The organism is Bradyrhizobium sp. USDA 241 (genome assembly GCF_049739505.1).
Lineage (GTDB): Bacteria > Pseudomonadota > Alphaproteobacteria > Rhizobiales > Xanthobacteraceae > Bradyrhizobium > Bradyrhizobium liaoningense.
The window spans coordinates 98,977-118,399 of the sequence record NZ_JBMGPZ010000009.1; the positions used below are offsets into that span (position 1 = coordinate 98,977).

The window sequence follows — 19,423 nt, forward strand, 5'->3', positions numbered from 1 at the left end:
CGGGTCAAGGGCCGCGGAACGCGAGCGAAGCTTCACCCTTGATGCGCCGGCCGCGCATGCGGCAGCGCTCATTCCCATTTAATCTTCCCTCCCTCATTGTTCGATCGCCTTTTCCTTCGCTCAACGCCGAGGGATCAGAGACCCCACTCACGCGGTGGCCTTGGCGCGGTGCCACCACGCAGCCTGCGCGTCGCCCTTGCGAACCACATCAACAGGAAGCCATCAGGCCCTTAAATCCTCATTCCAGTCGCCGGCGCACGGCCGTAATCGGGCATACCGCGCACTTGCATCCGCGGCGATGGCACGAACACGGTCGGCGTAGATGTCGCCTTGCCGATTGTTGTCGGTTGCTGCCACGAGGTGGACGTTGGCGCGCTTGGCCAGGCCACGGATGGCTTCATCCGTTGCCGGGGACCAGCCGCCGCCAGTGCTGACATAAAGAGTGTCGGAACGCAGGTCCTCGATCGCGGCAAGGCTCATAGCGTCGATGGCCGCTTCAGTGATGCAGATCCGCTCGAACTCGGCTGGTCCGAAGCGGAATAGCTCCTTGGCGCCGTCCGTGGCGAAACCGCGCCATACAGGTCCACGCTCCTCCCAACCCGTGATCGCTCCGGCAGAATCGCGGTGCGCCGCCCACATGCTGCCCTGGGGGCCGTCTCTCAACCGATCGCAGGCGACGGCCTTCTTCAGGATGTCGGCCGGGAGCCCGCGCTCGCCGGTGAGATAGCGCCAAGCTGGCGAGCCGGGGCGCGGCCTGAAGCGATGTCCCCACCGCTCTACAATGGACGCAAGGGTCTTAGAGTCTGACTCAAAATTCATGACTTAACGTTGGCCGATCTGGCGATGCGGCGCAGCAGCTGTCGGGTTGATGCGACAAGGAGCCATGCTTCAGCCGAGGTGACGGAAGCCTCCCAATCCTTGGCGAGACGTCGGCAGCGGTTGAGCCATGCCAAGGTGCGTTCGACGACCCAGCGTCGGGCAACAATAACGAAGCCTTTTGCGTCATCCGGGCGTTTGACAATTTCAATCGTGGGCCCGTCGATTTTCCGGAGTGTGTGTTCAAGCTTTTCTCCGGCGCAGCCGCCGTCAGCAAACAAGTGTGCAATAGTCGGGTAACTCGCACACGCCAAAGTGACGACGGCCGGGGCACCGTCCCGATCCTGAACATTGGCCGGGTGCACGATGGCGCTCAGCAAATTTCCTTGTGTATCGGTGACGATGTGGCGCTTGCGACCTTTGATCTTCTTGCCCGCATCAAAGCCGCGTGGCCCTCCGCTCTCGGTCGTCTTGACTGATTGACTGTCGATGATCGCCGCCGTTGGTTGCGGCTCCCGTCCAGCAAGTCCACGCGCGATTTCAACCAAGGCTTCATTGATCAAATCCAACGCCCCGCTGTCGCGCAAGCCATAAAAATAGTACTGGACCGTCGTGAAGGGAGGAAAATCCTTCGGCAGAAGCGCCCATTGGCATCCAGTCGTCGCAATGTACTGGATCGCATCCCATACCGATCGCATGCAGGTCTTGCGCGGGCGACCGACCTTGCTCGGCCTTGGCATCAAAAGCTCGATCAAGGCCCATTCCGCATCCGTACAATCGCTTGCATAGCGGAGCTCTCGTCTGTCATGCTGACAGCGGGTGATTTCGGTCCAGGTCATCTGCTTCTCCGATGGCTTCGAACACCTCGAAGAATCACAACCTGCTGAAATCACCCAACTTTAGTTTCCGGTCGGCCTCTTAGGCTTTGCCGGGCGCTACCACGCTGGTGCAGCAGCAGGAAGGAAGCCAACCACATCAGCAACGCGCTCACATGCCTCGACGAAACCAAGGGCACCGAGGTGCGCGGCTAACGAAAACACGTCCCCTTTCGCCGGCGACAGGGGATCGAACCAGCCGCGGCCTTGGTGAATGACAATGACGATATTGCTCTCGCGGCGATATTTGATCGCGCGCCGGCTGCTTTCCTTGACGTCGACCTTCCAGCCGTCCTTCTCCAGCAGGGCGGCGCAGCCAACTTTTTTGCGCAGCTCTTCAATTTCTCTCTTGTCCATTTGTCTGCACCGGAGTCGCGCGGGCGACATCCGGCCCCTTCATCTGTTGGTCTCACTTGTTCCTAGCCTTGCGGCACATCCCCGACCGGCCGCGACGCCTGCCGAATGCAAGGGCGCGCTGACCAACCGTCAGTCGCCGCATCATCGGCGCGGCGAAGCCTCCCTTGCAGCCGGCATGGCGCCAGCGGCAGCCGGGCACCAGGGGTCGTATTCATGGACGACAGCGTCCTGATCGCCGTCGTATTCGCTGGAGACCATCACGCCGAATTCGCTCTCAGCCTGGAAAAGGATGACCGGCACCATCAGCGTGCGGCCCAGATCGAAGGCGTGGTTCTGAGCGAGGGTGAGATTGTGCGACATTGAAAGGCTCCCGTCTTGCGGCGGGGACCATCCCCGCTCGACAGGCGCCGAAGTGTTCGGGGGCGGCTGCGGTCACCTCGTAGGCGAAGCCGAAGAGGTCGCACGCTTGCGTAGCGAACCCCTTGCGGGGTGATCGTGGAAGGCCGCACCAGAACCAAGGAAAGCCCATTCGAGAGCGGGGTCGGTCCTTCACCGGAAGCATGGTGTGCCGAAGCGCACATGTTTCTTCCCGCGGATATAGTGTTGGTCTGATTGACACCGAGAACAGCCGCCGACGTTTTTTCCGGAGCGAAAGTGAATTTGTCCCACGTGAAGTTGCTGCGCGAAATTGGCGTTTCCGTTCGATGTCCTCAAGGCCATAGGCATCGCCTACATTTAGGGGTTAAAGCCAGACCGAATAGGCGGGAGCTTCCGATCGACTCAGCAGCTGTCTTGTACGGGGACTCGGGCCGTTTCGCGTCAGGGATGGCAGCCCGTAAGGGGGAAGACCCGCTCGCGCGGCTTCAGCGCAGCCTCCAGCCCGGCCCGCAGGGCGACGCCCACCTTCTTCGCAGTCAGAGGCGCACAACAGCCAATGCATTTTCCGAGACGGGTCGCGGAGCACCCTCAATGACTTTCACCACCGGTATTAAACTTCTGAATCGGGAGGCCTGATGGATTCGATAAATTAATTGGACGGCGATTTCGACAGTTGCGATTCTAGCGCATGTCCGAACTCACAGTGCCATACCTCGTGCTCCAACGTTGCGATCCGGCCCGCAATATGGCCAGGTTCTATGTACTCACGATCGAACCGACGCTGTTCGGTGATACGGCGCTTTGCGCGAATGGGGACGTCTCGGCCAACGCGGCCGCCGGCGGATGGATCTGTTTGCCAGGAGAGTTCAGGCCGTCGAAGAGCTCGACGCTTGGCTCGTACGCAAAACACGCTGTGGCTACGTACCAAAGAGTCCCGCGCCCTAGGTGCCAACGCCCAGTCTCCCAACCTGATTGAACAGTCGATCTTGGGCACATCTTACAAGCCGGACGGCTGTTTTGCGCATTACGGGAGCAATCCCTGCCGAAACGCGAGCGCCACAGCGTGCGGGAGGGTTAATGCAGCAAGATTTCGCCTGGCATTGTCCAGATGAAACTTCACACCCCGCGAGCTAACACCGAGGAGCTGGGCAATATCCTGCATCGTCTTGCCATCGGAGACCCAGGCGAGACACTGCCGCTCGCGTTGAGTCAGAGGGCAAACGATCTCGCCTGCTGCCGAGGTGCGTCCAATCCTGGCGCTCACATGCGCATGATAGGTGAGACCCACCATTTCCAACATCTCTTGGGAGGCCTCAATGAAACGATCGAGTCCCAGGCTGCGCTCGTCGACCGCAAGCGTAAACGCCGCGAACTGGTTTTGGCTCGAGGGAATGCGAACCGTCAGGCCGGTCCTGATCTTGAAACTCAGTGCATCGTCAAACAGACGGCGCTCTTTCGGCGACCTTGCGCTTCGCGCCTCACGGCCATCCCACAGGAGAGCTGGCCCCGCAAATTCGGACAGTAGCTTGAGTGGATTTTCTGCCTGACAGCGGCGAGGATTCTTGCTGCGAATCAGGAGCGAAGATGACGAAGAAGAGCCGCCGGACGCATTCTCCGGCATTCAAGGCGAAGGTTGCTTTGGCTGCGGTCAAAGGCGACAAGACACTGGCGGAGCTGGCGCAACTGTTTGATGTTCATCCGAACCAGATCACGATCTGGAAAAACCAGCTCCTGGAAGGCGCCGCCGGCGTGTTTGGGCATGACAAGACATCGGCCGAGACGCCGGTCGATTTGAAGGCGCTACATGCCAAGATCGGCGAGCTGGCGCTGGAAAACGATTTTTTGTCCGGCGCGCTCACCAAGGCGGGCCTGCTGAGCGCAAAGCGATGATCGACCGCGATCATGATCTTTCTATCGTGCGCCAGGCGAAGGTCCTGAAGCTGGCTCGCAGCACGGTCTACTATGAACCTCGGCCAGTTTCGGCCGAGGACCTTGCCTTGATGCGTCGGCTCGATGAGCTGCATCTCGATTATCCCTTCGCGGGAGCGCGTATGCTGCGATCGTTGCTGCGGCGGGAGGGCGTATACGCCGGTCGCCGCCACATCGCGACGCTGATGAAGCGCATGGGGATCGAGGCGGTCTATCGTCGCCCGAACACGAGCAAGCCGGCTCCGGGTCACAAGATCTACCCGTACCTGTTGCGCGGATTGAAGATCGAGCGGCCCGACCATGCGTGGGCAATGGACATCACCTACATTCCGATGCGGCGTGGCTTCGTCTATCTCGCGGCGGTCGTCGATGTGTTCAGCCGACGGGTCCTGGCCCATCGCGTCTCGATCACAATGGAGGCGGCCTTCTGCGTCGAAGCGGTCCAGGAGGCGTTGGCGAAGCACGGCAGGCCCGAGATTTTCAACACGGATCAGGGCAGCCAGTTCACCAGCCTCGAGTTCACCGATGTGCTGCTGGACGCGAAGATCGCCATCAGCATGGACGGCAAGGGCGCCTGGCGCGACAACGTGTTTGTCGAGCGGCTCTGGCGCACGGTCAAATACGAAGAAGTATATCTCCGCGCCTACGACAGCGTGTCCGAGGCGCGAGCGTCAATTGCCAAGTATCTGGCCTTCTACAATCAGGGACGCCCTCACTCGAGCCTTGACGGGCGCACGCCGAGCTATGGCTGATTTTGGGTGACGCAGCCTGATCAGGCGGCGTGGCTTTCAGTGTTCGGAATGACTTCGATTCCGTCGATGAACTTTACACCGGCGATGACTTTCGGCAACTGGTTCGTGCTCTTCAATCGCCGCCAGGTCTTCGATGCGGCGTCGATGAGCTTGAACACCATCAGCTTCGCAGTTTGTTGCGACAGCGATCCCTTGGTCCGCACCGTTCGGTGGCGCACCGTGGCGAAGACGCTCTCGATCGGGTTCGAGCTGCGTAGGTGGATCCAGTGCTCAGCAGGGAAGTCGAAGAAGGCGAGCAGCGCATGGCGATCCTTGATCAGGCACTCCACCGCACGTCCGTATTTGACGTGGTATTTCTCGACGAAGACGTCGATCGCGGTTTCAGCTTCGGCCCGGTGTGGGGCCAGATAGATGTTCCGCAGGTCGTTCTTCATGGGGCCCTGCACGGATTTGGCGACCTTGTCGAGTACGTTGCTCACTTTATGGCACCAGCATCGTTGGTGCCGCGTGCCGGGAAAGGCCTCGTCCAGTGCCTTCCAGAAGCCGAGGGCGCCGTCGCCGATGGCGAGTTGCGGGGCAATCCGTAACCCGCGTTGCCGCAGGTCGATCAGGAGTTCGCGCCAGCTCTGCGCGCTCTCGCGCACGCCGACCTGGAAGCCGATCAGCTCCTTCTTGCCTTCCGGCGTGGTGCCAATCAGCACCAGCATGCATTCGCTGTGATCTTCCATGCGGGCCTGCAGGTACACGAGCTATGGCTGATTTTGGGTGACGCGGCCTGATCAGGCGGCGTGGCTTTCAGTGTTCGGAATGACTTCGATTCCGTCGATGAACTTTACACCGGCGATGACTTTCGGCAACTGGTTCGTGCTCTTCAATCGCCGCCAGGTCTTCGATGCGGCGTCGATGAGCTTGAACACCATCAGCTTCGCAGTTTGTTGCGACAGCGATCCCTTGGTCCGCACCGTTCGGTGGCGCACCGTGGCGAAGACGCTCTCGATCGGGTTCGAGCTGCGTAGGTGGATCCAGTGCTCAGCAGGGAAGTCGAAGAAGGCGAGCAGCGCATGGCGATCCTTGATCAGGCACTCCACCGCACGTCCGTATTTGACGTGGTATTTCTCGACGAAGACGTCGATCGCGGTTTCAGCTTCGGCCCGGTGTGGGGCCAGATAGATGTTCCGCAGGTCGTTCTTCATGGGGCCCTGCACGGATTTGGCGACCTTGTCGAGTACGTTGCTCACTTTATGGCACCAGCATCGTTGGTGCCGCGTGCCGGGAAAGGCCTCGTCCAGTGCCTTCCAGAAGCCGAGGGCGCCGTCGCCGATGGCGAGTTGCGGGGCAATCCGTAACCCGCGTTGCCGCAGGTCGATCAGGAGTTCGCGCCAGCTCTGCGCGCTCTCGCGCACGCCGACCTGGAAGCCGATCAGCTCCTTCTTGCCTTCCGGCGTGGTGCCAATCAGCACCAGCATGCATTCGCTGTGATCTTCCATGCGGGCCTGCAGGTACACGCCATCGGCCCAGATGTAGACATAGCGACGCGCCGACAGATCGCGTCTCTGCCAGCGTTCGTACTCGACCTGCCAATCGGCCTTCAGGCCGGCGATCACCGAAGGCGACAGGTTCGGCGCATCCTTGCCGAGCAGCGCCGAGAGCGCCTCCTGGAAGTCGCCGGTCGAGATGCCGCGCAAATAGAGGACCGGGATCAAGGCATCCAGGCTCTTCGTCCGCCGCGCCCATAGCGGCAGGATTGCCGAACTGAAGCGGAGGCGGTCGCCTGGCCCGCTCGCTCCGCGGTCGCGGACCTTGGGACGAGCGACCTCCACCGGACCGATGCCGGTCGCAATCTCGCGCACCGGACCGTGCCCATGTCGGACCAGGCGCGCTCGACCGTCGGGCAGCGTCAGATTGGCCGTGCTGGCCAGAAACGCGCCAACCTCGATCTCGATCGCCCTGGCAAGCAGGTCCCGCGCGCCGGCACGAACGATATCGGTCAGTGGATCATCAACCGCGGACGGCTGACGGAAAGCAAGAACATTGGTAGTCTCGGTCATGGCGTATCGCTCTCCTCGAGAGGTTCTGGCAGGCTCGTCACCCGCCTCGATACGCCGCCTTCCTCACACCGTCATCACCCAGATTCCGCCATAGCTCGCGCACGCCCGACGAGGCTTACTTCGGCACGCAAGCTATGGTGATGGCCGCATGGCCGTCGCCGACGGTTTTGTCGTCGCTCTGGTCGGGCTACGCCCTCCCGACGCAACGACAAAACCGTAAAGCCCCGCGTTCAGCATAACCCGGCAGGAATCCACTTAAATCCAGCGGGGCGCTGTCCAAACAACCGGGGCCAGCTCTATACTCCACCTGCTGAATTAGCCCGACGGCTTTGTCGATCAATGGCATCCTGGCGCCTTCAACTGACGCGAGGACGCTGATCGGCTGAGTGCGGCTGTTTCCACCAGACTTCTCTGGGAGCCCTGTTAGATTTGGGAGGTGTTCAGCGTTCTACCTTGGGACTATCAATCTTGCTGCTGCTTCGCATTGAAGACCAACATGCCGCCCACCCAAGCTTGCCAAGCTTGATCGCATTTAGCGGAGCACAGACCTCCAGGTTCTATGCCGCCATCATTCGTTACCTCAAGATCCTAGATGTCCGCAGGCATCAAGGAGAAAGAAGCATTATGAGACCTTCGGCTGCCTACGTCGCCATCATGGCAATCCTCGTGAGTGCGAAATCTATTGCCGCGCCGACCCTGGTCGTCGCACAGGGAATTTCAGGGGACGTCATCAAGATTGGCGTCATGAACGACCAAAGCGGCCCCTATTCCGACAATTGCGGGCTGGGTTCGGTTATCGCCGCGCGGTTAGCTATAAGCGACTTTGGTAGGGCCATCAACGGTAAGAACATCGAGCTCATCGTGGCGGACGATCAGAACAAGCCGGACATCGGCGTCGCGATCGCGTTGCGCTGGCTGGACAATGAGGGGGTGGACGCAATCGTCGGATGTTCTGCATCGTCAGTCGCACTCGGTGTACAAGACGTCATGAGGAGCCGGAAGAAACCATATCTCTTGGCCGGAACGGCGGCCGCGTTCTTCACCAATGAGAGATGCTCTCCTTTGACGACGCAGTGGGCAATGGATACTTATGCGCTGGCTAAGGCGACGGTCAAATCGCTGCTGGCTCGGAGACTGGATACTTGGTTCTTTGTCACCGTCGATTATTCCTTCGGCAAAGTCTGGCAGGCCGACGCGACGAACTTTATCAAGTCCGCTGGCGGCAAGGTCGTCGGCTCCGTTCTGCATCCGCTCAATTCTTCCGATTTCGCGTCTGTTCTCGTGACGGCCCAGTCGAGCGGTGCAAAGGTCGTCGCTTTGGCCAATTCGGGGGCAGACTTCGCCAATGCCCTGAAGCAGGCTGAGGAGTTCGGGCTCACGCAGAAGCAGCAGCTAGCTCCGCTGGGATTGATGATCAATCAGACGCACAGCATCGGCCTGAAGCCGCTGCAGAATGTAGGTCTGACCACCACGTTCTACTGGGACAGGACAGACGAGACGCGCGCTTTCGCGAAGCGCTACGAGGCAGCATTCGATGGCCGGATCCCGAACGAGGCGCAGGCGAGCACCTACAGTGCAGTTATGCACTATCTCAAGGCGATTGCCGCGGCGCAGACGGACGAAGGCGAGGCGGTGGTGCGACAGATGAAGAACACCCCCGTCAATGATTTCGAGATGAAGAATGTTAGCATCCGCGCCGACGGTCAGGTGATGCGACCGCTCTATGCCGCGCGCATAAAGGCGTCGATCGAGTCAAAATATCCTTATGACTACTACGAGATCACGGGGACTATTCCGGCCGAGGATGCTTGGCGCCCGGCCGCGGAGAGCACCTGCAATCTCCTGAAGACGCAGTAAGTCGGACGGGCGGGCCAGACCGATCTGTCTCGGTCGGGTTACAGTCAATCCGCCAACAACAATAGTTCTGCCCGACAACAATGTTCATCAAGAACTAATCCAAAGAGTAGCGCTGCGGTGAAGTGGACCCTTTGCTGAGGACCACCGGGTCCGGTTCTTAAGGAGAGCTGCTGCCGTTCGTTCTTCCCAATACTTTATGCTACTCTTGCTTGCTGCTGTTGTGGCTGTGATGGGGTGGACGCCCCTCGACGGCATCGATGTGCCAAAGTGAAGGGTGTTGAACCGTCAGAAAGAGGAAGCGTCCGTGAACGAAGTTAGCACGATTGGACTAGACCTGGCGAAACATGTTTTTCAGGCACATGGCGCAGACGCGCTGGCGGCGTTGTTGTTTTCCGCAAACAGCTGCGTCGTGACAATGTGCTGGCTTTCTTTGCTCAGCAGCCTGCGTGCCTGGTAGCGATGGAAGCCTGCGCCAGCGCCCATCACTGGGCTCGTGAGATTGGCAAGCTGGGTCACACAGTGCGTCTGATTCCACCGTCCTATGTAAAGCCCTTTGTGAAACGCCAGAAAAACGATATGGCCGATGCAGAAGCGATTTGCGAAGCAGCCCAACGCCCCACCATGCGCTTTGCCGCCGTGAAGAGTGAGGACCAGCAGGCGAGCGCGGTCGTGTTTCGCGCTCGCGATCTTTTGGTCCGGCAACGTACTCAGATCATAAACGCGTTGCGAGGTCACCTCGCCGAATACGGCCTGGTCGTTGCAAAGGGGGCGTCCAATGTCGCCGCGCTGGTTGAGCACGCGCAAGCTTCCGGGAGCAGCGTGCCAACGGCGGCGCAACCGGCGCTCGATATCCTAGTCAAGATGCTGGCGGTGCTGGAAGAGCAAATCAAGCAACTCGATATTGAGATCGCGCGACGAGCCCGAGAAGAGGAAGTTGCTCGACGGCTTATGACAGTTCCTGGCATCGGCCCAATCACGGCGACAGCTCTGATGGCGCTAGCGCCTGAGCCTGAAAACTTCAAACGTGGCCGGGATTTCGCCGCGTGGTTGGGGTTGACGCCGCTGCAACGTTCCACTGGTGGAAGACAGAAGCTCGACCAAAAGAGCTGGCCCCGGTTGTTTGGACAGCGCCCCGCTGGATTTAAGTGGATTCCTGCCGGGTTATGCTGAACGCGGGGCTTTACGGTTTTGTCGTTGCGTCGGGAGGGCGTAGCCCGACCAGAGCGACGACAAAACCGTCGGCGACGGTCATGCGGCCATCACCATAGCTTGCGTGCCGAAGTAAGCCTCGTCGGGCGTGCGCCCGTCAAGGCTCGAGTGAGGGCGTCCCTGATTGTAGAAGGCCAGATACTTGGCAATTGACGCTCGCGCCTCGGACACGCTGTCGTAGGCGCGGAGATATACTTCTTCGTATTTGACCGTGCGCCAGAGCCGCTCGACAAACACGTTGTCGCGCCAGGCGCCCTTGCCGTCCATGCTGATGGCGATCTTCGCGTCCAGCAGCACATCGGTGAACTGTAAACGGTACGAGAGGCCCACGGAGCCACGGACTTGGTGCGGACGGCCTACGCACCGCGCTTGAAGCGTATAGGCATCCAGAACTGCCGGAGGGCCTCGACGGTTGCTGGAATGTTGCGCCAGGCGTTTTGGATGATGGGCTGCGTTCCCAGCGTGCGCCGGGCCGGGGGTAGCAAGGGTCGACCGGCGTCGTCGATGCAATGGACCAAGATCGGCCGCAGCATAAGGTGTTCGGTTCCATTCGGGGGGAGAAGCCGCGACCAGACGAGAAGCCGAAGCTTCATGACGGCGTAGAAGCCCATGCACCAGGGCTGCGGGTCGACTTCGCCGTCCGGTGATCGCACGAACAGCGGCTCGAAGCTCTCCGGTCTCGTCGACAGCGTCTCGCTGATAGCGTTGTGGCGCATCAGCGTGGCGGCGATTGCCGAGAACTCCTCGGTGTCGTGATTGAAGGCGTCGGGATCTACGCCGAGGAGCGGGCACACCCATTCCTCGGACGCCATCGAGACCGGCCCGGCGACGACCGCGGCCACCGCGCCATCGAGCATGGAGAGCGACGTCGCCCGCGGATGCCGAAGCGTCGGCGACCTGGCGCGCTTGCTGATCCATTGCCCGAGCCGTTCGAACGACATGGCATAGTCCGCCATCGTCGTCTTGCGTGCTTTTCGCGTTCCCCGCCCTTGCTTCGGCTTCGTCATGCCACGGCCCGCTTTTCGGCTTCGCGTGCGGCCTTCCAGTTCCAGGCCAGAAGTTCGTGAAGCTGGTTGGTCTTCGTGGCGCCGCTCACCATGCGATCGAGAACGTCGACGAGATACGCCTCGGGGTCGAGGCCATTCAATTTCGCTGTGTTAAGAAGCGAAGCGAGTATCGCCCAGGTCTCGCCCCCGCCTTCGTCACCACTGAACAACGAGTTCTTTTTTCCGATCGCAATTGGCCTGATCGATCGTTCGACCGTGTTGGTGTCCGGCTCGAGCCGCCCGTCATCCAGGAACGTCGTCAGGCCCTGCCAGCGTTCGAGCATGTAGTCGATCGCCTTGATGAGCGTCGAGCGGCGGGAGATCCCGTCCTTCACCGCGATCAGACGGGCCCTCAACGCCTCCATCAGCGGCTTCGTCTCGGCCTGTCGCGTCGCGCGGCGTTCCCCAGCATCGAGACCGCGGATCCTCTCCTCGATCGCGTAGACGGCCGCAATGCGCTCGATGACCTCCGCGGCGAAGGGTGAGTTCGTCGTCTTGTGCACCCTCACGAAGTTGCGGCGCGCGTGAACGAGACAATACGCCAGCTGGATCTGGCCCGACATCATCGCATCGCCCGCCAGCGAGGCGTAGGCGGCATAGCCGTCGACTTGCAGCACGCCTTCGAAGCCGGCTAACTGCGCCACGATCTCCTTTTTGCCGCGACCACCTGCGAACACGTAGGCGACCGCCGGCGGCGCCGGCCCCTTCCACGCCCGATCGTCCGTCGCGTGCGCCCAGAACTGGCAGATCCTCGTGCGGCCGCGTCCCGGATCGAGCACTGGCATCGGCGTCTCGTCGCAGAACAGCCGCTCGAAGCCGTGCATAGTCTTCAGTTGCAGATCGTAGAGGCCCCTGACCAGCCACGCCGCGCTCCCCATCCAGCGCGCCAGCGTCTGACGGTCGACGACGACACCCTGACCCGCCAGGATCTGCGTCTGGCGATAGAGCGTCGATTGCCAGGCATATTTGGCCGCGGCGATATGCGCGATCAGCGCCGTCGTTGCCATGCCGCCCTCGACGAGCCGCGCCGGTGCCGGGGCCTGGACAATCGGGCCCTCACAGGAGCGGCAGGCGTATTTTGGACGGATCGTGCGGAGCACGCGCAGCCACGCGGGAACCCGATCGAGCGCTTCGCTGCTCTCCTCGCCGATCCGATGCATCTGACCCGTGCAGCACGGGCACAGCGTGGACGCCGGCTCGATCACCCGCTCGACCCGAGGCAGATGCGCCGGCAGCGCGCCGATGTTGCGCTTCGCTTTGCGCCGCTCCGGCCGCGGCGCGTCCGGTTTGTCGTCATTGGCCGGGAGCTGTGAGCCGGCGGTCCGTTCCAGATCAAACGCGATCTGTTCGGCGCAGACGATCGCCGCGCGCTCCGATCGTGCGCCGAAGATCAGGCTCTTCAACGTGGCGATCTCTGCGCGCAGATCATCGTTCTCGCCTTCGAAAGCCAGCAGCATCTCGGCAAGAGCCGCAGGGTCAGAGGGGAGATCTTCGGGGCGAAGCGCCATATCGCAGAGCTACACGAACGCACTCGCAATCGCCAGCAAAACAAGACGCTTCAGGCAACCTTCGTCGGCCGCTTCGTCACCTTCGGGACCACACGCGACCACTCCGCAAGACCTTCAATCAGCATCGCCAGTTGCGCCCCCGTCACCGGCATCGTACCCTCGCGAACAGGTGGCCAGGCAAAGCCCCCATTCTCCAGCCACTTCGTCGCTAGAACCATTCCCGAGCCGTCAAAAACCAGTAGCTTCAAACGATCCGATCGCTTCGATCGGAAGACATAAACGTCACCGCTGTAGGGCTTGCCGCCTAATCCCTCCGCTACCAGCGCGACAAGGCCATGAACGCCTTTACGAAAGTCAATCGGCTGCGTCGCGACGAACACACGGACCATTGGACCGAAAGAGATCATCGCGTCGATCTCACCGCCGCCAGCACGCGCTCCAGCGTCGCGGCGTCGACGCCGACGGGCACGCGCACCGTCGCGCCCGCGATCATCACCTCGATCCGCTCGGCCGGATCCGTCAGAACATGCGCCTTATCGATCGCGTTCGGCTGCGCCTCGACGGCGGCCTGGAGCCTGACTTGCACGAACTGCGGCGCTTCGCTCGACGCGAGCCGCGCCTGGCGCCGCCACACACTGAGCAGTCCCCGGTTCACCCCGTTGCGTCGAGCCACCTCGGAAATGCTCGTCTCCGGATCGGCACTCTCGGCCACGATCCGCGCCTTCTCCGCATCGCTCCAACTGCGCCGTCGCCTCTCCCCTGTGATCACCTCGATCCGCTGATAGGAGGCGGCATCATGCCCGTCTTGATGTCTGTCTTGATGCATGGAACGAGCGTCCCTCGCGTTGTCAAATCCACGCGCGAGTCTCGCTCATCCCGTCCACCTAAACGAGGTGGGGTCGTCGTACCGCTATCGGTGAACTCGAGGCTGGTGAACTGGCTGCCCTGATCCGTGTTGAAAATCTCGGGCCTGCCGTGCTTCGCCAACGCCTCCTGGACCGCTTCGACGCAGAAGGCCGCCTCCATTGTGATCGAGACGCGATGGGCCAGGACCCGTCGGCTGAACACATCGACGACCGCCGCGAGATAGACGAAGCCACGCCGCATCGGAATTGGTCTGAGCCCCGCAAACTCCTCCAAGAATGGGTAGAGTCCGTCACCTCTGAGGAGATGGACCATGAAGCCAAGTCGGTTCACGGAAGAGCAGATCATCGGGATTTTGCGGGAGCAGGAGGCGGGTGTGGCGACGGCTGATGTCTGCCGCAAACACGGGATCTCGAGCGCAACATTCTACAAATGGAAGGCCAAGTACGGTGGCCTGGAGGTATCCGATGCCAAGCGGCTGAAGGCATTGGAGGACGAGAACGCCAAGCTGAAGAAGCTCCTGGCCGAGGCAATGCTCGACAACGCCATGCTCAAGGACGTTGCGTCAAAAAAATGGTGACGCCCGCCGCGAGGCGAGAGGCCGTCGCTCATCTGCGGACCAACTTCGAAGTGAGCGAACGGCGGGCGTGCAAAGCCTTGGGGGCAGATCGCGCATCGGTGCGCTATCGCAACGGGCGAGCCGATGATGCGGCCGTACGCGCCCGCCTGCGCGAGCTGGCGGCCATCCGCCGCCGGTTCGGCTACCGTCGTCTGCTGGTGCTGATGCGCCGCGAGGGGCTGGTCATGAACCACAAGAAGTTTCGACGTCTGTATCGCGAGGAACGGCTGCAAGTCCGCCGGCGTGGCGGCCGTAAACGGGCGCTCGGCAGCAGGGCGCCAATGGCGATCCCGCAAGGCGCCAACCAGCGCTGGAGTCTCGACTTTCTGTCGGATGCGTTCGCCGATGGCCGACGGTTCCGGATTCTGGCTGTGGTCGACGACTTCACTCGCGAATGCCTGGCGCTCGTCGCCGATACTTCGCTGTCGGGCCTGCGGGTCACACGCGAGCTCGATGTCATCATTGCCTGGCGCGGCCGGCCGGCGATGTGCCTGTCCGACAACGGCACTGAGCTGACCGGAATGGCCGTGCTGCGCTTCAGCCAAGAGAGGCAGATCGAGTGGCACTACATCGCGCCCGGCAAACCGACCCAGAATGCCTTCATCGAGAGCTTTAACGCCCGCCTGCGCGATGAACTTCTCAATGAGACGCTGTTCACTTCGCTCGCACAGGCGCGAGCCGTGCTGGCGGCCTGGAAAGACGACTACAACAACGCCCGGCCGCACAGCGCCCTGGGCAACCTCACGCCGACCGAATACGCCAAACGCAACGCTCTTGGGCCGCAACGGGACGGGACGCTGCGCTATGCCGAGGGCTCCGCGCCCCGCCCCGTTGCTTCACCGAGCCCCTTGGGCTCATATTCAACCGGGACTCTTTCCATTGCTGGATGAAGCGAGGGGCTCAGACCAGAATGTAGGTGATGTCCATTGCCCACGCATGGTCGGGCCGCTCGATCTTCAATCCGCGCAACAGGTACGGGTAGATCTTGTGACCCGGAGCCGGCTTGCTCGTGTTCGGGCGACGATAGACCGCCTCGATCCCCATGCGCTTCATCAGCGTCGCGATGTGGCGGCGACCGGCGTATACGCCCTCCCGCCGCAGCAACGATCGCAGCATACGCGCTCCCGCGAAGGGATAATCGAGATGCAGCTCATCGAGCCGACGCATCAAGGCAAGGTCCTCGGCCGAAACTGGCTGCGCGTTTCGGGGGATCGTGAGCGCGGATTTCAGGGGATCGTGAGCAGAGATTTCAGACGATCGTGAGCAACGATTTCGCGGGATCGTGAGCAAGGCTTTCGGAGCCTTGCAGCGCTTCGGCCGACAACTCAACCGGCTTAGGGATGACCTCGTGGTTAACGAGGAAGTCCAATGCCTACCCAGAGATTGTCGATGCGCCGGATCAAGGAAGTCCTTCGGTTAAAACATTTTCAAGGCCTGCCAGAGCGGGCCATCGCGCGGAGCGTGGGCGTCAGCAACGGCGTTGTGCACAGCTACCTGAGCCGCGCCCGCTCTGCTGGGTTGAGCTGGCCGCTTCCGGAGGGAATGACCGATGAAGACCTGGAGCTTTTGCTTTTCCCGGCCCCACGACCAGCGTCTCAGAGCCCGCAGCGGCCGGTGCCCGACTGGAGCTACATCGATAAAGAGCTCCGCCGGCGCAACGTAACCGGTCGCCTGCTCTGGGAGGAGTATCGCGCCGTTAATCCCGACGGTTTCGGGTACACGTGGTTCTGCACTACCTACGAGGCCTGGAAGGGGCGGGTCCGACCTTCGATGCGGCAGATTCATCTGGGCGGCGAGAAGGTGTTCGTGGATTTCGCCGGCGACACCATCGACATCGTCGATCCCCTGACCGGGGAAGTGCAGCCGATGAAGCTGTTCGTCGCGGCGATGGGCGCTTCGAACTACACCTACGCCGAGGCCTGCCCCAGCGAGAGCTTGGCCGACTGGATCCGGGCCCACGTCAACTTGTTCACGTTTTTGAGCGGAACGCCGACGTTCGTGGTCTGCGACAACCTCAAAGCCGCCGTCAGCAACCCCGACCGCTACGATCCCGGCCTCAATCGCACTTATGCCGAGATGGCGAGCCATTACGGCACGGCCATTCTCGCCGCACGGCCGCGGCGCCCAAAAGACAAGGCGAAGGTCGAGGTCGCGGTGCAAATCGCCCAGCGCTGGATTCTGGCCCGGCTGCGCAATCAGCGCTTCTTTTCCCGGGCCGAGCTCAACGCCGCCATCAAGACACTCGTCGACGAACTCAATGCTCGTCAAATGCGTGGCTTCGGCTCAAGCCGCGCCGAACTGTTTGCCGAACTCGACAAACCCAAGCTAACCCCGCTGCCAGATCAGCCTTATGCCTTCGCACGCTGGAAGCGCTGCCGCCTCGCTCCCGATTATCATGTCGAGGTCGACGGCCATTGGTACTCCGCGCCGTATCGTCTGATTGGCGAGCTGGTCGATGCCCGTATCGACGATCGGACGGTCGAGATCTTCCACAAGGGCCAGCGGATCGCCAGCCATGCCCGCGCGCCCAACCGACGCGGACACACCACCATCGCCGACCACATGCCCAGCGCCCATCGCCGCTACGGCAAATGGACCCCCGCCGCGGTGATCGCCGCCGGCGAGCGGATCGGTCCTTCGACAGCAGCGTTTTTCCAGGCCGTGATCGACGCCCGCCCCCATCCAGAACAAGGCTTTCGAACCTGCCTTGGCATTCTGGCGCTCGTCAAAAGCTACGGCGCCGAACGCCTCGACGCAGCCTGCCGGAGGGGCATCCTCATCAAGGCGCGCTCCGTCGCCTCGATTAGATCGATCCTCCAGAACGGCCTCGATCGCACGTTCTTCGACGAATCTTTCGAGCACCAGCCCCTGCGCCACGGCAACATCCGCGGACGCGACTACTTCCACTGAAGCAAGGAGAGACCCGGCATGCTTAACCACCCAACCCACGAACGGCTGATCGAGCTTGGCCTGACCGGAATGGCCAAGGCCTTCGAGGAGCAGCGCCGATCGCCCGATCTCGAAGCCCTGCCGTTCGAAGATCGCATCGGCCTGTTGGTCGACCGCGAAGCCGCCGAACGCGACACCAGGCGGCTCACCACGCGCCTCAAGATCGCCGCACTGCGCCAGACTGCTTGCGTCGAGGACGTCGATCTGCGCACCCCGCGGGGCATCGACCGCGCCGTTTTCGCCAAACTCGTCGAAGGTCGCTGGATCGATCGCCACGAGAATTTGCTCGTCACCGGGGCAACCGGCCTGGGCAAAAGTTGGTTAGCCTGCGCGCTCGGCCACAAGGCCTGCCGCGACAACCGATCAGTCCTCTATCATCGCGTTCCAAGGCTGTTCGAGGCGCTCGCGCTCGCGCGCGGAGACGGACGCTACGCCCGGCTCCTCAAAAGCCTCGGCCGCGCTCAGCTTCTGATTTTGGATGATTGGGGACTATCGGTGCTCACCGCCGCGGAACGCCGCGATCTGCTCGAAATCCTCGAGGACCGCCATGGCCGCGCATCCACCATCGTCACAAGTCAGCTCCCCGTGGACACCTGGCATGGAGCCATTGGGGACCCCACGGTCGCCGACGCCATTCTCGATCGCCTCGTCCACAACGCCCACCGCCTCCAGCTCACCGGAGAAAGCATGCGAAAACGCAGCGCCAAAACCATCACCCTTGACGGCCAACCAGAACACTGACTCTATCTCCCATCGGCCGTAGCGGGCTGCTCACGATCGTCTGAATTCAGTGCTCACGATCGCGCGAAATCGATGCTCACGATCCGTGAAATCCGCAAACTGGCCGAGGTTCATAGTAGACCGTGCTGCGAGCCAGCTTCAGGACCTTCGCCTGGCGCACGATAGAAAGATCATGATCGCGGTCGATCATCGCTTTGCGCTCAGCAGGCCCGCCTTGGTGAGCGCGCCGGACAAAAAATCGTTTTCCAACGCCAGCTCGCCGATCTTGGCATGTAACGCCTTCAAATCGACCGGCGTCTCGGCCGATGTCTTGTCATGCCCAAACACGCCGGCGGCGCCTTCCAGGAGCTGGTTTTTCCAGATCGTGATCTGGTTCGGATGAACATCAAACAGCTGCGCCAGCTCCGCCAGTGTCTTGTCGCCTTTGACCGCAGCCAAAGCAACCTTCGCCTTGAATGCCGGAGAATGCGTCCGGCGGCTCTTCTTCGTCATCTTCGCTCCTGATTCGCAGCAAGAATCCTCGCCGCTGTCAGGCAGAAAATCCACTCAAGCTACTGTCCGAATTTGCGGGGCCAGCTCTGGATATGAACCGAGGCGTCGCCAGCGATGAGCCTCTCTTCCGGCAGATGCAGCGGGCGCGGCACGAATCCGACCTCGCGTGTGCCTTTAGCGTCGTAGTCGTAAATGTCGAGCGCCCAGTGCGCATAGACCCGCCCGGCCGAAGCACTGGATTCTTCCCAATCCTGGAAGAAGCGATTCTCCCGTGGCACGAACTCGAACCAGTCCGGCACCAATTCAAGAAACGGCGTCTCGGTCGTGTCCCTGCCTGTCACTTCACGCACGACACGACGTTCCATCTCCGGTCGCTGCGCCTCGCGTCTCTCTCGCTCGAGGCGGGCACGCCGCGTCAGGAAGCTCCGGACATGGACGACGCTGCTGCCCGCATGCCCAAGCATTCGATAGAGCGGCCCGGCGATTACCCTGTCGTCGGACATATCTTCGTGCGTGATCCATGACGGATCGAGCAGTTCGTCCTTGCCCCAAGGACGGGATCTCGGATTGACGAGCGGCCCCGCACGCCATTCGACTTCCCGGCCAAGACGGATTTGCACATAGTCCGCTGCGCCAGATCCGGTCGGCGCGAAGGCGTACACGCTGTTGCCATGCCATTCGGAGATGGAAAGATCGCTCTCGCGCAATCGCGTCCAGAGTGCGCCAATGTCGCCGTTGTCCTTCGCAAGCTCCGCTTCCATCCACGGCCGGTATTCTGCGATCCGTGTTCCGTCGGCAGCGATCACCGAGCGCGTGTCGCGCCAATATTGGTCGTCGACGTTTGCCGTCGAAAACGGAAATCCCGGAAACGCCTCTGTGAGCCCGGCCGCCAGCGCCGCTTCGTCAGCCCCGGTCGGAAGACGTGCGAGAACCGTCTCGATCGAGGCGGCCCCGTGGGTCGGTCAAAATCCCCCGGGTATGGT

At 61.7% G+C, this 19,423-nt stretch carries 13 protein-coding genes and 10 pseudogenes; 7 read left to right on the forward strand and 16 right to left on the reverse strand.

Annotated elements, in window-relative coordinates; translation table 11 throughout:
• Window positions 1-222: 222 nt before the first annotated feature.
• From ABIF91_RS45625 to ABIF91_RS45640, 4 genes and pseudogenes are all read right to left on the reverse strand, one after another.
• Window positions 223-792, reverse strand: a pseudogene (locus ABIF91_RS45625) (DUF3991 and toprim domain-containing protein); the annotation flags it as partial.
• Window positions 793-815: 23 nt separating this feature from the next.
• Window positions 816-1,655: an IS5 family transposase gene (locus tag ABIF91_RS45630; protein ID WP_038975173.1), complete on the reverse strand. Its 840-nt coding sequence runs from the start codon at window positions 1,653-1,655 to the stop codon at window positions 816-818.
• A gap of 99 nt (window positions 1,656-1,754) precedes the next feature.
• A pseudogene (locus tag ABIF91_RS45635) lies at window positions 1,755-2,048 on the reverse strand (hypothetical protein); the annotation flags it as partial.
• A 141-nt stretch (window positions 2,049-2,189) separates the two neighbouring features.
• Window positions 2,190-2,408: a hypothetical protein gene (locus ABIF91_RS45640; protein WP_424579930.1), complete on the reverse strand. Its 219-nt coding sequence runs from the start codon at window positions 2,406-2,408 to the stop codon at window positions 2,190-2,192.
• Window positions 2,409-3,114: 706 nt separating this feature from the next.
• Between ABIF91_RS45640 and ABIF91_RS45645 the strand changes: the two are divergent.
• Window positions 3,115-3,371 (forward strand): annotated as a pseudogene (locus ABIF91_RS45645) (WGR domain-containing protein).
• A 79-nt stretch (window positions 3,372-3,450) separates the two neighbouring features.
• On the opposite strand, the gene ABIF91_RS45650 reads toward ABIF91_RS45645, so the two are convergent.
• Window positions 3,451-4,047: a LuxR C-terminal-related transcriptional regulator gene (locus ABIF91_RS45650; RefSeq protein WP_424579931.1), complete on the reverse strand. Its 597-nt coding sequence runs from the start codon at window positions 4,045-4,047 to the stop codon at window positions 3,451-3,453.
• On the opposite strand from ABIF91_RS45650, the gene ABIF91_RS45655 reads away from it, so the two are divergent.
• Window positions 4,011-5,107 (forward strand): IS3-like element ISRj2 family transposase gene (locus ABIF91_RS45655; protein WP_424579938.1). Its coding sequence is split into 2 segments (ribosomal slippage): window positions 4,011-4,272 and window positions 4,272-5,107, totalling 1,098 coding nucleotides; the frame shifts between segments, so codons are not numbered across the junction. The genes ABIF91_RS45650 and ABIF91_RS45655 overlap by 37 nt on opposite strands.
• A gap of 20 nt (window positions 5,108-5,127) precedes the next feature.
• On the opposite strand, the pseudogene ABIF91_RS45660 reads toward ABIF91_RS45655, so the two are convergent.
• Both ABIF91_RS45660 and ABIF91_RS45665 read right to left on the reverse strand, forming a co-directional pair.
• A pseudogene (locus ABIF91_RS45660) lies at window positions 5,128-5,853 on the reverse strand (IS256 family transposase); the annotation flags it as partial.
• A gap of 33 nt (window positions 5,854-5,886) precedes the next feature.
• Complete coding sequence (locus ABIF91_RS45665; protein WP_038952271.1) at window positions 5,887-7,155, reverse strand: IS256 family transposase; 1,269 nt, start codon at window positions 7,153-7,155, stop codon at window positions 5,887-5,889.
• A 468-nt stretch (window positions 7,156-7,623) separates the two neighbouring features.
• Here ABIF91_RS45665 and ABIF91_RS45670 point away from each other — a divergent pair, with 468 nt between their 5' ends.
• Window positions 7,624-9,012 (forward strand): ABC transporter substrate-binding protein, encoded by a 1,389-nt coding sequence (locus tag ABIF91_RS45670; protein WP_244430220.1) that lies wholly within the window; start codon window positions 7,624-7,626, stop codon window positions 9,010-9,012.
• Window positions 9,013-9,316: 304 nt separating this feature from the next.
• Window positions 9,317-10,107 (forward strand): annotated as a pseudogene (locus ABIF91_RS45675) (IS110 family transposase); the annotation flags it as partial.
• A 153-nt stretch (window positions 10,108-10,260) separates the two neighbouring features.
• Here the strand turns inward: ABIF91_RS45675 and ABIF91_RS45680 are convergent.
• From ABIF91_RS45680 to ABIF91_RS45705, 6 genes and pseudogenes are all read right to left on the reverse strand, one after another.
• A pseudogene (locus ABIF91_RS45680) lies at window positions 10,261-10,530 on the reverse strand (integrase core domain-containing protein); the annotation flags it as partial.
• Between the two features lie 47 nt (window positions 10,531-10,577).
• The gene (locus ABIF91_RS45685; RefSeq protein WP_063712394.1) at window positions 10,578-11,228 is read right to left on the reverse strand and encodes a UPF0149 family protein; all 651 of its coding nucleotides are present in this window, start codon (window positions 11,226-11,228) and stop codon (window positions 10,578-10,580) included.
• Entirely contained in the window at window positions 11,225-12,775 is a 1,551-nt protein-coding gene (gene tnpC, locus ABIF91_RS45690; protein ID WP_424579932.1) for an IS66 family transposase, read from the reverse strand. Before tnpC ends, ABIF91_RS45685 begins: the two co-directional genes overlap by 4 nt.
• Window positions 12,776-12,825: 50 nt before the next feature.
• Entirely contained in the window at window positions 12,826-13,182 is a 357-nt protein-coding gene (tnpB, locus tag ABIF91_RS45695; protein ID WP_018273742.1) for an IS66 family insertion sequence element accessory protein TnpB, read from the reverse strand.
• Window positions 13,179-13,601: an IS66-like element accessory protein TnpA gene (gene tnpA, locus ABIF91_RS45700; protein WP_424578819.1), complete on the reverse strand. Its 423-nt coding sequence runs from the start codon at window positions 13,599-13,601 to the stop codon at window positions 13,179-13,181. The genes tnpB and tnpA overlap by 4 nt, the downstream gene beginning before the upstream one ends.
• Window positions 13,602-13,687: 86 nt before the next feature.
• Window positions 13,688-13,888 (reverse strand): annotated as a pseudogene (locus ABIF91_RS45705) (DDE-type integrase/transposase/recombinase); the annotation flags it as partial.
• 64 nt (window positions 13,889-13,952) lie between these two features.
• On the opposite strand from ABIF91_RS45705, the gene ABIF91_RS45710 reads away from it, so the two are divergent.
• A protein-coding gene (locus ABIF91_RS45710; protein ID WP_424578816.1) for an IS3 family transposase occupies window positions 13,953-15,148 on the forward strand; the annotation gives its coding sequence in 2 pieces (ribosomal slippage) (window positions 13,953-14,201 and window positions 14,204-15,148; 1,194 coding nt in all).
• Window positions 15,149-15,167: 19 nt separating this feature from the next.
• On the opposite strand, the pseudogene ABIF91_RS45715 reads toward ABIF91_RS45710, so the two are convergent.
• Window positions 15,168-15,449 (reverse strand): annotated as a pseudogene (locus ABIF91_RS45715) (IS3 family transposase); the annotation flags it as partial.
• A gap of 177 nt (window positions 15,450-15,626) precedes the next feature.
• On the opposite strand from ABIF91_RS45715, the gene istA reads away from it, so the two are divergent.
• Together istA and istB are read left to right on the forward strand one after the other, a co-directional pair.
• Window positions 15,627-17,168 (forward strand): IS21-like element ISFK1 family transposase, encoded by a 1,542-nt coding sequence (gene istA / locus ABIF91_RS45720; protein ID WP_424578664.1) that lies wholly within the window; start codon window positions 15,627-15,629, stop codon window positions 17,166-17,168.
• A gap of 18 nt (window positions 17,169-17,186) precedes the next feature.
• Window positions 17,187-17,948, forward strand: a complete 762-nt coding sequence (gene istB / locus ABIF91_RS45725; protein ID WP_011090937.1) for an IS21-like element ISFK1 family helper ATPase IstB — start codon at window positions 17,187-17,189, stop codon at window positions 17,946-17,948.
• A 97-nt stretch (window positions 17,949-18,045) separates the two neighbouring features.
• Here istB and ABIF91_RS45730 read toward each other — a convergent pair.
• Together ABIF91_RS45730 and ABIF91_RS45735 are read right to left on the reverse strand one after the other, a co-directional pair.
• Window positions 18,046-18,440 (reverse strand): annotated as a pseudogene (locus tag ABIF91_RS45730) (transposase); the annotation flags it as partial.
• Between the two features lie 89 nt (window positions 18,441-18,529).
• A pseudogene (locus ABIF91_RS45735) lies at window positions 18,530-19,381 on the reverse strand (hypothetical protein); the annotation flags it as partial.
• Window positions 19,382-19,423 lie beyond the last annotated feature (42 nt).